This is a genomic window from Nocardioides sp. Z50_6 (assembly GCF_058215755.1).
Map to the genome: position 1 here is coordinate 13372 of NZ_JBZAJB010000007.1, position 16237 is coordinate 29608.

The following is a 16237-nucleotide window of genomic DNA, read 5'->3' on the forward strand; positions in this document are numbered from 1 at the left end:
ATGACTGACCAGTGGAACCTTGCGACAGCCCACCTGGCTGGCGCCACAGCCGACCGCGACCAGCTGACTGGACCGCACCGCCGACTGATAGATGCGTGGTTCTCGGAGGTGCCGGGGGCGGAGATCGCGGGTGATGTTGCGGCGCTCCTGGGACAGGTGCTGCGTCACCGCCGAGGGACTACAGGTCAGGCCAATAGCTTCGTGGTCCTTGGTCTCAACGAGAGAGGCATTCCGGTTGAAACCCTTCGCCGCGCAAACCTTGAGGTAACCAAGTTCGGCCTGCACGAGCACCACATCAGCCTTGGAGCAGACTGGGTGCCCGACTGGCTCCGCGGCGACGTGCGCTGGATCGACTTGGCCTGCACCAGCCCCGATCCTTTCGAGGGTCCGCGAGGCGTGGTGTCCACGTCTGTCCGACACGACATGGCGGTGCCGATCGACCCGTCTGTGGCTGCTATAGCGGGCCTCGATAGCTACCGTTCGCGCAGCCAGGCAAGCGCCGTCCGGGCAGCGGCCCTTGCACCTGCAGGCGACACACTCCACGTGGTCCTACCAACCGGGACAGGAAAGTCCCTGGTGGGGATCGCCCCCGGGCTACTCAGCCGTACGGGCGTAACAGTCGTCGTGGTCCCGACCATTGCGCTTGCCCTGGACCAGGAGCGCCAGCTTCATCAGCGGTTCCCAGACCAGCGCCTCCCTCGAGAGTTGGCCTACTACGGCGATCGCGCGCAGACTGAAAAAGAGGCGATCAAGCAGCGCCTGCGCGAGGGGACGCAAAGGGTGCTTTTCACTTCGCCCGAGGCCCTAGTCACCGGCCTGGCACGGACACTCCGGCATCTTGCTGCCCGGGGCGAACTGAGCTACGTCGTGATCGACGAGGCGCACCTCGTCCGTACCTGGGGCCTGAGCTTCCGACCCGAGTTCCAAGTCGTCGCCTCCCTGATCGCCGAACTGCGGGAGGTCGCCCGAGCGCAGGGCGTAGCACCGCCTCATGTCGAACTGCTGACAGCGACGCTCTCCCGACAGAGCCTGGTGCTGAACGACGAACTGTTCGCAGGAACAGGCACTTCACTATTCGTAGGTTCGACCTACCTACGCACCGAGATTCGCTACCTGTTCGCACCCCCCACCTCCAACGAATCGCGTCTCGACCGAGTAGTCGAAGCGCTCCATCACCTTCCGCGACCGGCGATCGTTTACACGACCAAGAAGGAGACGGCCGACACCGTCGCGGATCGACTCCGAGAGGCGGGATTCGGCCGCACGACGGTCTTCCACGGGGATGTGGGCGTCGACGACAGGCTCGAGATCCTGCGAGCATGGTCGGGCGATGCCGGCCCGACGTCCGTCGATGTCGTCGTGGGGACTAGCGCCTTCGGCCTTGGTGTGGACCAGAGCGACGTTCGTTCTGTCATCCATGCCTGCGTTCCCGCATCAGTTGACCGCTTCTATCAAGAAGTCGGGCGCGGTGGCCGCGACGGTCACGCAGCCGTTTCGGTCTGGATCCCGAGCACCACCGATGCCCGGGAGGGGCGCGTCGTCGAAAACGCCACCGTTCTTGGTGACAAGAAGAGCTGGGGTCGCTGGGACGCGATGCGTTCAGCCCGCGTCTCAGACGACCCGTCGCGCCGTGAACTTGTCGTGGATACCAGCACCGTCCCGTCCTGGCTCCGCTACGCCTCTGACAGCAATCAACTCTGGAATCGCAACACTCTGGTCCTGCTGCAGCGGGCCGGGGTGCTCGACATTGTCGACACTCCCCCGCCGGCCCTGGAACGCATTGAGGACGAACCTGAGGCTGACTGGCAGCAGCGCGTCGATGCTGCCTGGTCCGCTTACGTGAAGTTTGCGACCGTCCGCATCCGCCCGGGTATTGCGAATGTCGACGAAACGACGGTCCTCGAGGCGATCGATAGAGTTCGACGCGAGATACGTGATTCGGAATCCGACTCTCGCGACCGTATCGAGCGGATGTTCGGGTTGGATGAATGCTGGGGCGCAATCCTGAGCGAGGAGTATGCGTACGAAAATGCCGGCGTGATGCGCGCTCATCAGGTCGTCGCGCCCGCGTGCTCGGGTTGCCCCGCCACCGCGCATATTCATGAGCCGACCTTGCGGGCTGCGCGCCCGGTCGTGCAGGAGGCATCCCTCCCCCAATTGCAGCGCGCGGTAAGCCCCACGCTTGGGGCGATGGCCACGAGTGGCAAGACACTGGTCGTGACTTATCCCGAGGGCGATTTGCGGATCCACCTTGCCGAACTCGTCACAAAGTCCGTGACACACGGCATCCGCGGAATCTTGGCTTCTGCGAGTCTGGTCGGCTTGCCCGCGGTAGTTGACGCCGGCCGCTCTGCACCCGAAGGACTCGTAGCCATTGATCCGATCGTGGCGGGTCCACCGCGGCCGTTCCCGATCCCCACGTTGGTCCTTTTGGACCCGACCGATCCACCACAGTTGAGTTGGCTCGCCGGACAGACTGGCTCCCTTCGGATTGTCGTGCTTCCGGAAGGAACGCCGGACCCCCAGTATCTCGGCCAGCTCGTGAAGAGCATTCGCTTCCCGCATTGGACGCTCTCGTACTTCCTTAGGAGTTTGTGATGGCAGTACTCAACCCGCCGCGCACACTGCCTGGCCTCGGCCGTGCCATCGTCAACTACCTCCTCGATGCTCGGCGTACATGGACCGAGGATGACCTGGTCGCCGCCTTCAAACCGGAGGGTTTGAACCCGGGCGCGGAGGCCGCCGGCGGAATGAAGAACACAATCTCCTCGCTGCGGGCGATCAACGTGCTGGTAACGAATCCCGACGGAACGCTTCAGTTGAGCGCCGAGGTCTCGACCCCAAAGTCTCCATTCTCCGCTCCGGAGTTTCGTCGACTCCTCCAATCCCGCGTCTTCGACCTCGGTCGGGATGGCGATGTTTGGGCAACGCAACTCGGCGACGGCCACACGAGTGGTGCACGTGACCTCAATCGAGCCCTGACCTGGGTGATGGCTCAGGACGCGCTGGGCCAACCGCTGTCCTGGACCGAGAACCTGCAGACCCTCCAGGCTCAACAGTTCGGCACAACCAATCGTGAATCGTGGGCCATCGTCAACGACACCCGATGGGTGGCGGCGTCCCGGTGGATCGTTGCGCTCGGTTTGGCGACCCCGTCGGTCATGAAAGACCGGACCGGCGTCGTTCCGCTACCGGTTGCCGCGGTGGACGACATACTGCGAACCGTGCCACCGAACCGTCTCTCGATCCACGAACTCTTGGGGCGAATTGGACAGGCGCTTCCTGTCCTCCATGGCGGGTCCATGCGTTCGGGACTCGTATCCCTCCTAGGCGCCGACCCAGACCCAGGCATCAACGCCGACTGCGCGGACAGTTCAGTCGGGCAGGCACTGCGCATTCTCGAGGAGCGCGGTCGCATCGGATTCGAAACACTCCCAGACGCACAGGGCATCCGCCTGTCCAGATTCGACACCGCGCGCCAAACGCACGCCATCGTGAAGGCTGGAGGAAAGAAGTGAGCTGGCGTGGCACCCTCCCAGCGGCCTGCTGGAACGCACATGAGGCTTCTGCCGTCATCCCGGTTGAGGCGGAAAGCACGTCCGACGCCGTCTTCCTGGCCACACACAGCACCATCCCGATCACCCAGCGTGACCAGGTCGACAACGCCCGCGGCGGCGCCGTGGTTGACGAACGAGCCTTGCTCCGTGCGGTCCAGGAGCAGCCCGCCGACCAGCCAATCATTCCCATTCTCGGCAGGTCTGGAACAGGTAAGTCCCACCTCGTCCGGTGGCTGCGTGCTCATCTGGAAACGAAAGAGTCAACCCGCCTGATCTTCGTTCCCAAGCACCGGATGTCGCTCCGTGGAATCCTCGAACTGATCCTTGAGCACGCCAGCGGCGAGCGGGCCGACGAACTCCGGGCAAAGGTATCGACCGCGGTCGATGCCGCCGCGGATGAAAAGACCGCGCAGTTGAAACTGCGCAACGCTCTGGCGGTGAACATCGAGACGCGCGGGCACCGCACCGACGGATCGCCCGAGGAGATCGAGCTCCGCTCGTATCTCGCTTCCCCCGTTGGTCTTCCGGCTCTCTTCGGCGACGACGTCTTCCGAAGCCGACTACTCGACCAGAACGGACCTATCGCCCGCCTTGTACGTGAAAAGTTGTCCGGCAAGGGTGACGAGGACAAGGAGGACGCATTCGGCTTCACCGCCGCCGATCTGAACCTCTCCGTGGACGATGTGAACCGGGCCGGTCAGGCCGCTCGTGAGGTCGCCGGCGCGCTAACGAGCGAGCTCTCCTTCCGCGAACTCGCCGCGCGAATGATCAACGAGCAGCTCGGTCCGTCCGTGAGCGAAGTCTTCGGTGTGGGCGGCGACGATCTCAAGAAGATCCTCACAGACGTTCGGGTCGAGATGGACAAGCAAGGCCTCGAACTACTGGTGCTCATCGAGGACTTCTCGATCTTCCAAGGCATCCAGGGCGGGCTGATTGATGCCATCACTCTCATCTCCACCGAGGCGCAGAGGCTGTGTCCGATGCGAGTCGTCATGGCTGTGACCACCGGATACTTCGTCAATCAGATGCCGGAAACGGTCTACACGCGGACGTATCGAGTCTTCGACCTCGATCTACCCGACGGGATCGATGTGTCATTCCAACCGACCGGGTTCGCCAGTCGGTACCTCAACGCCGTTCGCGTCGGCACAACCGAACTCGAAACTGCACATGCGCGCGGGGATGAACTGACCAACGCCTGCGAACAGTGCCCTGTGAACGCAGAGTGCCACGCGTCGTTCGGACAGGTTGACGGCTACGGCCTCTTCCCGTTCAATTCCGCCGCTCTGGACCGCGCCATCAAGAGCCAATCCACCGACGGAAGTTTCGTAGCTCGCGACGTGCTGACCCGCGTCCTTCGACCGGTCCTGCATCGGGACCAGGCTGAGATCGACAATGGTCGGTTCCCGAGCGAGGGCTTTGCCAATGACTTCCGGACCGGTGCAAGCGACCGTCTGGCGAACATCGAGGACCAGTTCAAACTGCGGTCACCCGGCGAGGAGGAAATTTCCGAACGTCGCATTCGACTCGTCCGATTTTGGGGTTCCGGGAGGGGTGCGGAGAACCTCGCGCCGGCGATTCATGAAGCGTTTGGCGTTACGCCCATCACCGGACTCGACGATCCGCAGCAGCCGATCATAAGGCGCAGTCCACCTAGCCCCACTGCGCCGTCACCGGCTCCCACCCCGACACCGCAACCAGTCGCTGCGGATCCGGCGCTCGTCAAGGCCGTCGATGGCTGGCTCGCAACTGGCAACATCCTGCAGGGCGAGATAAACGACCTTCGAAACACCGTCTTCCAGGCTGTTCGACAGCGACTCGCGTTCGACGATGGATACGGCGGCGACAGTCTGTGGGGCAACGATAGGGCCCTCGCGCCAGGGTTCGAGGCGAAGATGGTCGAGTTCAACCAAGGGAAGATCGCTGGCGCGGTCTTGCCAATGGACCGATCGAATCCAGACGACATGCGCGCTCTCCGGGCACTCGCCTGGGCTAACCACAAGAGCAACTGGGCAGAAGTGCCGGACGGAGAGCGTCTGCAGAGGCTCACGGAGACTGCCATCGACCGATGGGCAGTCCGCGTGGGCGCAGCACTTCTCCCGCCGCAGCACCCCAGCGACGACACTGAACTAGCCCGGCTCGTGGAAGTGCTGCTCAGCATGGCGCGAGCGCTCGGGATCGCTGATGCGTTTAAGCCAGACACCGCAAGCCGGATTCGTGCCCTATTCGCCCCAGTCCCAGCACGAACAGATCTCGAGTCGAGGCCTGGTCTGCGGTCCCTTCACGGCTTCCTGGTGGACGGTGCCGGCAGCGGCAATAGTCTGACTCGAGTCAGCCGCGACCAACTGCAGCAGCGATTGCTGCGTCACGCTTCCTACAGCCAGGGCTCTGGCAAGCCCCTTGCCCTGGAGCTCAGCAAACTAGCGCGTGTTATCCGGAGCGGGGCGGTGGGCGCGCCTTGGCCGGAGTCGACGCCCGACCTGATCAGGTCCTCGGTCGCGACCATCGAGGCCCGACTGGCCTCTCTTGACCCCTTGCACGCGGAGGCTTCGAACCTACTTCCCGATCTTTCCGACCTTGGAGGTGAACTCCCCGAGGTCGCCTCGGAGCTTCTCGTCCTCGTCAACGAGCGCGCCGCCGCCGGCGCGCTGCCAGGTGGGATCAACCCCGCCGACCTCCAGGCTGCCGCCAAGTCCGTCAAGCCCAGTGACCAACGGAAGGTCGAGGCCGCAGTTGCTGAGCTGAGTCGCTGGAGTCAACTCACGCGAGACGAGAAACTGCACCTCCTGAACGGCGACTGGGATGAGCCCGCACGGCGAGTGAGTGCATGGACGCGGTTGGCGAGTCAGACGGTTCGCTTGCTTGAGCACAGCCTTGGCAACGGCCGTCCCTCTGACGTGCAGCGCGAATACGCTGAAGCACGCGACCAACTGGTCACCGCTCTCACGACCATGGCCGACGCGATCTCAAGCCCAGTAGCCAAGGATGCATCCGAAGCGGAGGCGCTCGCATGACCCTGCGAAGCACCATCCAGGATCTGCGCGCCTACGCAGACGTCGCCAACGACGAGCACCGCGTCAAGGTCCGGACAGGACAATTTGCAGATCTCAGTGCACGCCTCACCCCGCCCCTGACGGAGTTGCCTGCACTAAACGTCGCGCTGAGTGAACTTGCAGAACTTGATGTCGAACTGTCAGCGGGCCGTGAACAGGACGCCGCCCAGGTAGCCGAGAGTCTCCGTGCCCTGGCGGCCGAGGTGCCTGCGCTCGGCATAGACGAGAGTATCGACCTTGCCATCGAGCGGGTCCGCTCGGCCGAGAAGTACGCCAAGGAACTTCGCGCTCTCGTCACAAGCACGTGGCAGGCGCATGTAAGTCAGCCCCTGCCGGCGGTCAACGCCGATCTCATCGACGCACTGGCGCACGGGGGGGTCGACGTCGAGAACATTCGCAGTGCGCTGGAGACTGCGCGCGCCCACCTGCTCGCAGTCACGAGCAAGGTGATCCCGGACCGCGGTGCGGTGCAGAGGTATCGAGGCGCCATCGAAGCGATCAACCGCTGCGGCGAACAAATCGGAGACGTCGTTGACGCAGATATCGCTGAGGGCATCGTCAGATCTCAGGATTCGTCGGGTGTCCCCCTGACCTGGTTCACCCCGGAACGCCTCGAAAAGCTCCACTCTCTCGGCATCGTCGATCGTTTCCAAGTGAGGCTGCGATGAACCCCACCCTGCTGACCCGAATCCTTGACCGACTTGAGTCACTCGAGGATCCGTTGCTGTGCTGGGGCGTCGTCGATGGAGGCTTCAGCACAGACGAACTCCGTACGGTGATCAGCGAAGAACTCACCGCAAGCCAGGAGTGGGACCTGAGCGCCGACGACATCATCGAGGCGATGACCATGCGGTCGCTGCTGGTCCACGACTCCAGTTCGTCACCTGCCCGTTGGCGTACCCGCAATGGCGAGACCATCCGTCTGCTGGCACGGCTGCGCCAGACCTTCCCAGGCCAGACTTGGCAATCGGGTACCAACCTGATCTCCGACTTCCGGTACGCACGGCGGCCCCGCTTCTACCCGAAGCGCGATCATGCTTGGACCTCGGCCCTGGATGGGGTCGACGACCCCACCTCCACTTACCGCCACGTCCTTGAGGTCATGACTAGGCGGGACGGGGGGCACGACCTCCTCGGCGGATTCCAGGTCCGCGCCACTAGGCAGATCTTGACTTCGCTGCAGAGCCAGACGACAACAGCCACGGTGGTAAGCGCAGGCACAGGAAGCGGAAAGACGAACGCCTTCTACCTCCCAGCGTTCAGTTACCTGGCTGGAATCAACGACACCTCAGCTTGGACACGCGCCCTCGCGGTCTATCCCCGAAAGGAGCTTCTCAAGGACCAACTAGACACCGCGTTCGCGCACGCGTGTCGCCTCGACACGGTATGGAAGCACCTCCACGGCAGGTCGATGACCGTCGGAGCGCTCTACGCCAGCACGCCCAGACAGGCCCGTGACGTGAAGTCGCCCTACCTGGGTTGGCAGCGGCGCCCACAAGGAATGGCCTCGCCGCAAATGCGATGCCCTGGTGACGGCTTCGCCCCTTGCGGCGGCGAGTTGGTGTGGCTCGATGCCGATATCGCGCGCGACATCGAGCGCTTGGTCTGCGGAAACTGTCAGCGATCATTCGGCGACGATCAACTGGTCCTAACCCGACGACGGATGCAGACGTCACCACCCGATCTGCTCTTCGTCACCACCGAAATGCTCAATCGAGGCCTGTCTGACCTCTATCTGCGTCCGACACTCGGAGTGGACCAGCCAGCGGACAAGAAGCCGCGAATCATGCTTCTGGACGAGATCCACACCTATGACGGAACCACGGGCGCGCAAGCAGCGATGGTCCTCCGACGGTGGCATCACAGTATCCAAGCTCCCATCGCCTTCGTCGGCCTGTCTGCGACGCTGTCCAATCCGATCCGTCACATGGCCGACCTGACCGGAGTCGACGACGAACTGGTCACCAGCATCACGCCAGAGGCCGAAGAACTGGAGTACGAGGGTGCCGAGTACCTACTCGCGCTCCGTAGCGATCCCACCAGCGGCGCCTCGGTGCTGTCCTCCACCATCCAGGCCTCGATGCTGCTCCCACGAACTCAGGATGAGCCGACGAGCAGGATCTCCTCCGGTGTCTACGGAACGAAGGCCTTCGTCTTCACAGACGATCTCGATGTCACGAACCGCCTGTTCTCATACCTCCTCGACGCCGAAGGGCAGCGTTACGCCTCCGGAAGGACGAAGTCGTTCAAACCTCCTCTCGCGTCATTGCGTTCGAACTCCAATGGAGGGAATGTCACGCAACAGCGTCGTGCCGGCCAACTGTGGGATCTACCTACTGCGATCGGCCACAAGTTCGCGACCATCGGCGATGGACTTCGGGTGAGCCGAACCACTTCTCAGGACGCAGGCGTTATGGCCGACAGCCAACTGATCGTTGCAACCGCGTCTCTCGAGGTCGGCTTTGACGACCCCGACGTCGGTGTGGTCATCCAGCACAAGGCACCTCGAGGAGTCGCTGCCTTCCTACAGCGAAAGGGGCGAGCAGGACGCAAGCGAACCATGCGCCCCTACACCGCAGTCGTGCTGTCCGACTACGGCCGCGACCGCGCGACATACGAGTCGTGGGACACACTGTTTGACCCCGTGTTGCCTGATCTCGTGCTGCCGATCCGCAACCGAGCCGTACTACGCATGCAAGCAAGCATCGCGATGATCGACTGGCTGACAACGCAGCTTCGTCAGCGGGGGGTCCCGAGAACGACAGTCGCGTGGACTGCCCTCGGCAAGAAGCCCGCCGACAGCTTCGCCAAGCCGGGCCGCGAGACTCAACTCAATGCCGTTGAGATCCTGAACGAAGCCCTCCGCGATCCGGACCGCCAGCGAAGCCTGCGCACGTGGGTGCAGAACGCACTCGGCCTGTCCGACTCAGAGGCCAACGAGGTCTTGTGGCATCCGCCGAGGCCACTCTTGCTCCAGGCAATCCCGACGTTGCGTCGCCGCCTCGAGCACAACTGGGGCGTGGCTGATGCCTCCGGAGTCCACGAGTGTCGCGATCTCATGGGAGGCAATCCCCTGCCCGACTTCTTCCCGATGAACCTCTTCAGCGAACTCGCTTTGCCCGAGACGTTCGTAAGCATTCCGCCCCAGTCGGATCGGGACACCGACCGCGAACTCCAGGCGATGGGTCTCGGCCAGATGCTCCGCGAGTACGCACCGGGCCGAGTTTCACGCCGATTCGCGACAAGGAATCTCGAGCACCGCCACTGGATTCCCGTTCCGATCGGCGTAGCTGAACCGGTACTGGAACTCACAACGCTCCTGCCCCTGTTTGGGATCGAGGAGCCTTGCACCATCGACGTGGACGGCACTCCGATGACCACCACGGTGGTTCGTCCCGATCAGGTCCTGCTCGAACTGCCACCGAAGGCAGTGAAGGACTCGTCAAACGCCACGATGCAATGGCGGTCGCAGTTCATCGAAACGGGCACCGGCCTGATCATCCGTGTCCCGAGCGCGGACCCTGTCGGGCGCCTGATCAAGGACGCCCGCTTCTTCCTGCATGCTCAGAACGCTCACGTCAACGTCCACCGTGCGGCCGTGAGTGCTGATGCCACCCTGAACCTCGAGGACGGCAGTGAGCAGCGGGTGCGATCTCGCTTCGCTCTTCATGGCCAACCCGCAGCGTTGGGCTCGACCTTTGACGTGGACGGATTGCGCATCCGAGTCGACCTGCCGGCGGACATCGCCATTCCGTCCGACCTCATGCCCGGACTGCGCAGTGCCTGGTTCAAGCACGTCCTGCTCAATGACGATGAGTTGCTGAGCTTCCTGAACAGCTTCCGGATCGACTGGCTGCACCAGTGCCTCGAGGCCATGCTGCTCACTACGGCAGTACGTGACCAGAGCACACTGGCGGAGGCCTACGCATCGATCCACGACTCCTTCGACGACAAACTCGACGAGACCCTCGACGCCATGTTCCGGGCGTCGAGTGTGATCGAGTCAGAGTCCGCGGTGCTGTCACGAATGGGCGCCCGACTCAAGGAGGCACTCAAGAACCCGGCTATCGCGTCCCGTCTCGACGCCCTGACACCGCAGTACTGGTCCCCTGAGCCCACAGCATTCAATAGGTGGATCCGCGAACGGACGCTTTCGACGCTTGGACACGCGACGCTAGCTGCGGCCAGACAGATCTGCCCGGAGCACGATCCTGAAAGTGTCATCGTTGACATCGAGCCCGGATATGACGCCGACGGCGGACGACGGGCCGGAGAGATCTGGCTATCGGAATCCTCGATCGGCGGCGGTGGATTCGTAGAAGCTCTCGCAGCGCGCGTCCGCCCCGATCCTCGACGACTCCTTCGACTCATCCTCCGAGCTACACAGCCCAGCACGTACGAACTCGTCGACACCCATCTGCAGCGGGTGATCAATCTGACGACAACCGATGCAACATGGTCTGGCCTCGTCAACGACTTTCGGACTGCGCCTGATCAGGCAACACGCGTCGAGGCGCTCGGGCGGATCCGGGATGGCCTTCGCCAATCAGGCATCTACGGCGCCGAACAGTCGGTCGTCTCATCGCTCGCGAGTCGCGTTCTGCGGCCAGGATCGTCTTCAGCAACGGACAGGGCGTTGTCGACTGTGACGACCGAGTGGAAGGCAGAAGAGCGGCGACTCGGTGTCGAGATTCCCCCTCGCACCTGGGCGTATCTGATGCGCAAACGCGCCGACTTGGATCCTGGCCTGGTCCTCGCAGGTGGGGGCGGCGAGCGCCAGCGAATGGATGCGGTCCAAAGCATGCTGTGGCCGCGCGGCTGGCAGCTCCGATCTGAACAACTGAACGCGTGGAATCCGTTTGCCGAGAACCTGTCCGCGGCGCCCGACGTGCTGCGGTCTCTCGCTGCCGTGGGCGATCCCCCGCTCCCCCTCACCGGCGACTTCCGTGTACGCGTCCGGGAGGCCCTGGCGAGTACGGGGTCGGCGCAGGTCCTAGCCACCCCCGATGAGGCCGGCGAGCTTGCGGATCTGCTCGTGGACGTCAGCGTCGAGCCAGTAGTGACCGAATACCTCAATGTCTATCCGCGGGTGGTGGAGATCGACCACCGGGCGAACGGCGACGTCGTCGTCGCCCTCGAACTGGCCGAGGTGTCGGCATGAGACGGATTACGACTGGGGGCCGTGGGCAGACGCGGGTTCTCAATGACCTCATGCAGAACCTGCTGGTCACAGAACTCCTGGTCCCTTCTGGGCAGTTGTGGGTCCTGTCTCCTTGGATCTCCGATATTGACGTCGTCGACAACACGGCCGGTCAGTTCAAGACCGTGCTGCCAGGCCTGCCGTCACGATGGATTCGCCTGACCGAGGTCTTGATCGAACTGGCTCGTCGTGGGAGCGACGTCCGCGTCCTGACTCGCGACGTCGAGAGCAACATTGTTGCGCGGCAGCGACTCGAAAACGTCGGCGGTCTAGGCGCCAAGCCGGCGGTACGAATCCATCCCAAACTCCACGACAAGGGCATCCTGGGCGACCGATTCCATCTTCAAGGCTCGATGAACTTCACCTACTTCGGACAGGCCGTCAACTCAGAAGGCGTGACGTTGACGCGCGATCCCCACGCCATCGCGGAGACACGGATCGCTTACAACGCTCTCTACGAAGGTGCCGGTCATGCAGGACGATGACTTCTTTGGCCCGGGCAACGACATCAAGCCCGCTCGCCTGCGACCGGAACACGAGACATCGATCGAAATCTGGCGAGACGCCATTCGACGCGGGCAGATCGCGTTTCTGCCGAGGTCAACCAAGGGCAACCTGTACTGGTACGGGTTCGCTCCCACGAAGCGAGAGCAGAAGGAACTGCTCACGCTCCTAGACGCCTGGGTAGGGCCAACGTTCAGTGACCTACCAAGGAGCCGAGGACGGCTGTACCCGCAGGATCCGTTTGACACGGCGCTGGCCGCGAAAGCCGTGCCGCCGCTTCGCTTTGAGGTGCTGCCTCGCGGCAACGGGACGGCTCGCGACGAGGTACGCCAAGCACTCCTGGTTCTCTCCAAGTTGGTGTGGAAGCGTCCCCGCTCTGAGTTCGACGCCCCTCGAACCACGGTCGAGGTGCTCGACGACCTGGGCCACGCAATCGGTGCTCAGGATCGACGAATCGCCCTTGCATGCCTGCGTGAACTCGAAGCCTTCGCCGATCTCGACCACTCGAACCTCGCGTTCCTCCGTTTGCGCGTACACGCCGGGCTTGGCGACGTGGCCTCGATCTTCGCGGACCAGGACCTAGAGCACGTCCTCCAACTGCGTCGCCCGCTCGGGATCACTCGACTTCTTCAGAATGCCATCTACGAGCGTTACCTGGAGTCCGCCGACACGTCCGGCGAGGGAGCGGCGCTGATCGCGGCTGCCGACCAGATCCCAACGGGCCTACGAACGCTCACAACGGGAGAAACCTCAGGAAGCCGGCCCGCGCTCGTAGTGGAGTTCATGCTCGCGAAACTGCGAGGAGCGCAGACCTCGACGCTTGAGCGACTAGCCGATGAAGCTCAAGAGGTTTCGACGGCGTTGGCAGACTCCCTCCGACTGCTTGTCCCGACTGCAGCCGAGACTGCTCAGGCGCTCCAGACAGACGCGACGGCGTCGCGGGACGTCAGACCTACCGACGAACTCCACCGACTCATCGAGGAAGGCGAGTTCGCTGCCGCGATCGTCGCCGGTCTGGCCGAGACTCCATCAATGAGCACAGCTGCCCTACTGCTCGGGTGCATTCGGGAACTCGCGGAACCGAGACTTGCGGCTGAAGTCGCCGCCTTCGTCGAAGCTTCCGGACTTGAGGCCGAGTCCGGCGAAGACGACGTCGTCGTCCGAGCCGATTTGGAATGGCTCGCACACTTCCTCACCCCGCAGCGGAACCTCGGGTGGCTCGGCTGGTTCGACGCCCTCCAAACGAACGACGCTGCGGGCCTGGGCGCTGATTACACCGTCAGCATCGACTGGACCCCGCTCGACCGTGCGACGGTTGCCAACCGCCTGGCCTCACTAGATGAAGAGTCGCTTGCTCGACTCGGAGACCACGGCGGCGCGTTCATGGCAGCCCATTCGACGCTGTTCGCGGGCCCAGATGGGGCCGAGCTTTGTGAGCGGGTCCTTGCGGGCTTCGCCGTCAGCGAGAGGAACACTGCGGGCATCCGCCTGCAGACGGTCGCGCTCCTGGAGTACATGGCAGCCGCCGGTCCCAGTCCAAAGACCCTGACCTCCTCCCTCGCGTGGACCGAGGACATCATTCGGGCCGGCACCTCGGCGGTCACTGCGAACTGGACCGTTGATGTGCTCCAGGCCGCAACCGCCAGCCCACAAGCGGTCGCCCTCGATGCCAAGACCCGACTGTTCTACGGCGCGCTGGAAGTGCTGAGGCCTGTGCGCTCCAGCCTCAGTCTCGCTGATATCGAGGGACTGCGGTTGGTCGCAGACGAGCTAGCAACCAGCCTGCCGGACGACTTCGAGATCGAGGCTTCAGGTGCGGACCCGGCCGCGCCTTACCGCCATCTTGAAGGTTCCGTCGTTGTGCTCTACTCGCTCACCGAGTCCGCGACTACCCGTGCCGCCCAGGTCCTTCGGCGGCTGATTCCAGGCATCGATGTGCGGACGACCTCTGAGCATGACGGCAGTCAGCAGTTGGCTGCACTCAGTTCGAACGCCGACGTGTTCGTGATGGTCGCGGCATCGGCGAAGCATGCAGCGACAAACTTCATCAAGGATCACCGCGGAAGCCGACCAATCATCCAAGTCAACTCGCGAGGTTCATCTGCCATCCTGCGCGAACTTGGCGAGGGCTGACGTTGCTTGCCAGCGACGGGTGCGGTGCCAGGCTCGCTTCGTCGTCAGGATCCAAGCGCGGCCCATCGTCAAAGCCGCAAACACGCACAGTTTGATGGCATCCCAGGCGACGACCAGCAGGACCAGGTTGAGCCAACCGGGGGCGCCGCGTGCGACGGCGGCCGCCAGTGCGTCCGCGGCCAGCAACAGGCAAATCGCGATGACTGCAACCCAAGCAACGGTCGGCCAGCGGGGCTCCCGAGCCCGGACGTGGCGCACTAGCCAGTTGGTCGGCGCGTAGAGCGCGAGGTAACGGTGAACCGCTGCGACGATGATGATGACCGGCAAAGCCAGCAGGATCAGCATCCATGCCTCCACGTGATTGGTACCTCCTCGATACGCCAGGTCGACGACCAACAAGCCTGGACGCGAGTGGCCTGTGGAAAGGTGCGGCGCCTGTCGACCTATGGACCCGACGCGGCTCTTGCCTCGAGCAGAGGCGCGGCAGGCGAGCACTCGGCAGACCGTGGCGATGCGGGGACGCGGAGAGCAGCAAGGGCGCGCTGACGATCCGCCCGCTGAGCGTCACTCGTCGTGCTGCCGCCAATGGGCAGGTCTGAGGTGATCCTGTAGCGGTCGCGGTACGCCGCAACCGTCGCCGCGGCGTCGGGCCAGGCATCATTAGAGCCCGCACCGACCGGGCGCGATCTGAGTCGCCGGGCCCACGGTTTGCGGCCGGCGACCGCGTCCTCGGCAAGGGCGCGTGCCCGCGACTCGATCAGTTCCTTCCGTTCGTCGATGGCCTGTCGGTCCTCGGCTGACATCGGGCCGAGTGGCTCGGGGATGAGACCGGCGACCAGTCGCGGGCGGAGGTGGCAACCGCGCGGCGGAGTCGCTGCAAGCTTGTCGACTCGGTAGCGAAGAACCGCAGCGATGTCGTCCGCGTCATCGAGGCCGTGGCGGTCTACCACTCGCGGCAACAGCGCCTCGAGATCGTGGTGGTACGCCTCAGCGCGGCGGAGCGCTGCTGCGAGCGGGCCGAAGGCCGTCGACTCGACGACCGCGGCATGCTGCTCGGCGGTCAGGCCGGAGCGGCTGAGTTGGTCGACGAAGCGGTCGTGCTGAGCGTCGGCCGCGATCGTCTCGAGTTCGGCGGCCAGACGGTCTATGCCTCCGTGGATCTCGTACTCGGCCTCGATCGTCTGCGTGGCCGACAGGTCGGCGCCGCTGTGCTGGAGGACGCCGTACAGAACCGTCCGAGCGGTGACGTCGTCAGACTCAGGTGTCGTGTGGCTGTCGTCGGGCTGGTCGAGGGCGACGTACGCGATGTTCGAAGCCCGGCCACGCGTCATCGAGACGTAGAGGTTCTCCCGGGTTGTGGATGGGGTCCCGACGACATGCGCCGTGTCGACGGTGACGCCCTGAGCGCGATGCGCGGTGACGGCGTAGCCCAGGTCGAGGTGCTCGGCGACGTACTCCGGCGGCAGAACTGTTCGCCGACCGTCGTCGCCGAGGCGCTTGACGACGACAGAGCCGTCCCGCCGCATGTCGGTGGCCAGCCAGCGGTCGCCGTTCTTCACCCACCCACCTCGCGTGGTCCGGATACTGCGGTCGTTCTGACGCGTGATGACGACGTCTCCCACCGAGGCTCGGCAGCCGTCGACCAGTTGTGCCTCGCGATGATCGACGGCGCCGTCCAGGAGCAGCCGCTCGGCCCGGGCGCGTTCGTTGAGCGCGCGAACGTCCCGCGCTGACTCCGTCACAAGGATGCTGGCGCGCCCAACTGCGCAATCTGCGCGCCAAGCGACGTA

The 16237-nt window shown here is 64.0% G+C and carries 9 protein-coding genes; 7 read left to right on the plus strand and 2 right to left on the minus strand.

Annotated features, from left to right (window positions below; genetic code table 11):
• Genes dpdF through dpdD form a run of 7 tightly spaced genes read left to right on the plus strand, consistent with a single transcriptional unit; the run spans position 1 to position 14447 of the window.
• Entirely contained in the window at positions 1 to 2598 is a 2598-nt protein-coding gene (gene dpdF, locus AC4BGE_RS15740) for a protein DpdF (protein ID WP_490575875.1), read from the plus strand.
• A complete protein-coding gene (dpdG, locus tag AC4BGE_RS15745) occupies positions 2598 to 3518 on the plus strand; it encodes a protein DpdG (RefSeq protein ID WP_490575876.1) in 921 nt (306 codons plus the stop codon). Before dpdF ends, dpdG begins: the two co-directional genes overlap by 1 nt.
• On the plus strand, positions 3515 to 6571 hold the full coding sequence (gene dpdH / locus AC4BGE_RS15750) for a protein DpdH (RefSeq protein WP_490575877.1): 3057 nt from the start codon (positions 3515 to 3517) through the stop codon (positions 6569 to 6571). Before dpdG ends, dpdH begins: the two co-directional genes overlap by 4 nt.
• Positions 6568 to 7278, plus strand: coding sequence for a hypothetical protein (locus AC4BGE_RS15755; RefSeq protein WP_490575878.1), 711 nt, complete (start codon positions 6568 to 6570; stop codon positions 7276 to 7278). Before dpdH ends, AC4BGE_RS15755 begins: the two co-directional genes overlap by 4 nt.
• Entirely contained in the window at positions 7275 to 11771 is a 4497-nt protein-coding gene (dpdJ, locus tag AC4BGE_RS15760) for a protein DpdJ (RefSeq protein ID WP_490575879.1), read from the plus strand. The genes AC4BGE_RS15755 and dpdJ overlap by 4 nt, the downstream gene beginning before the upstream one ends.
• A complete protein-coding gene (gene dpdK / locus AC4BGE_RS15765; RefSeq protein ID WP_490575880.1) occupies positions 11768 to 12295 on the plus strand; it encodes a phospholipase D-like domain-containing protein DpdK in 528 nt (175 codons plus the stop codon). The genes dpdJ and dpdK overlap by 4 nt, the downstream gene beginning before the upstream one ends.
• Positions 12282 to 14447, plus strand: coding sequence for a protein DpdD (dpdD, locus tag AC4BGE_RS15770; protein ID WP_490575881.1), 2166 nt, complete (start codon positions 12282 to 12284; stop codon positions 14445 to 14447). The genes dpdK and dpdD overlap by 14 nt, the downstream gene beginning before the upstream one ends.
• Here the strand turns inward: dpdD and AC4BGE_RS15775 are convergent.
• Together AC4BGE_RS15775 and AC4BGE_RS15780 are read right to left on the minus strand one after the other, a co-directional pair.
• A complete protein-coding gene (locus AC4BGE_RS15775; protein ID WP_490575882.1) occupies positions 14412 to 14792 on the minus strand; it encodes a hypothetical protein in 381 nt (126 codons plus the stop codon). The two genes, dpdD and AC4BGE_RS15775, sit on opposite strands and share 36 nt — an antisense overlap.
• Positions 14793 to 14890: 98 nt before the next feature.
• Entirely contained in the window at positions 14891 to 16189 is a 1299-nt protein-coding gene (locus AC4BGE_RS15780; RefSeq protein ID WP_490575883.1) for a TrwC relaxase, read from the minus strand.
• Positions 16190 to 16237: the final 48 nt, after the last annotated feature.

Excerpts from the sequence above, each read along its gene's own strand:
- dpdF (WP_490575875.1), top strand. The coding sequence starts at position 1 with ATGACTGACCAGTGGAACCTTGCGACAGCCCACCTGGCTGGCGCCACA.
- dpdG (WP_490575876.1), top strand. The coding sequence starts at position 2,598 with ATGGCAGTACTCAACCCGCCGCGCACACTGCCTGGCCTCGGCCGTGCC.
- AC4BGE_RS15755 (WP_490575878.1), top strand. The coding sequence starts at position 6,568 with ATGACCCTGCGAAGCACCATCCAGGATCTGCGCGCCTACGCAGACGTC.
- dpdJ (WP_490575879.1), top strand. The coding sequence starts at position 7,275 with ATGAACCCCACCCTGCTGACCCGAATCCTTGACCGACTTGAGTCACTC.
- dpdK (WP_490575880.1), top strand. The coding sequence starts at position 11,768 with ATGAGACGGATTACGACTGGGGGCCGTGGGCAGACGCGGGTTCTCAAT.
- dpdD (WP_490575881.1), top strand. The coding sequence starts at position 12,282 with ATGCAGGACGATGACTTCTTTGGCCCGGGCAACGACATCAAGCCCGCT.
- AC4BGE_RS15775 (WP_490575882.1), bottom strand. The coding sequence starts at position 14,792 with ATGCTGATCCTGCTGGCTTTGCCGGTCATCATCATCGTCGCAGCGGTT.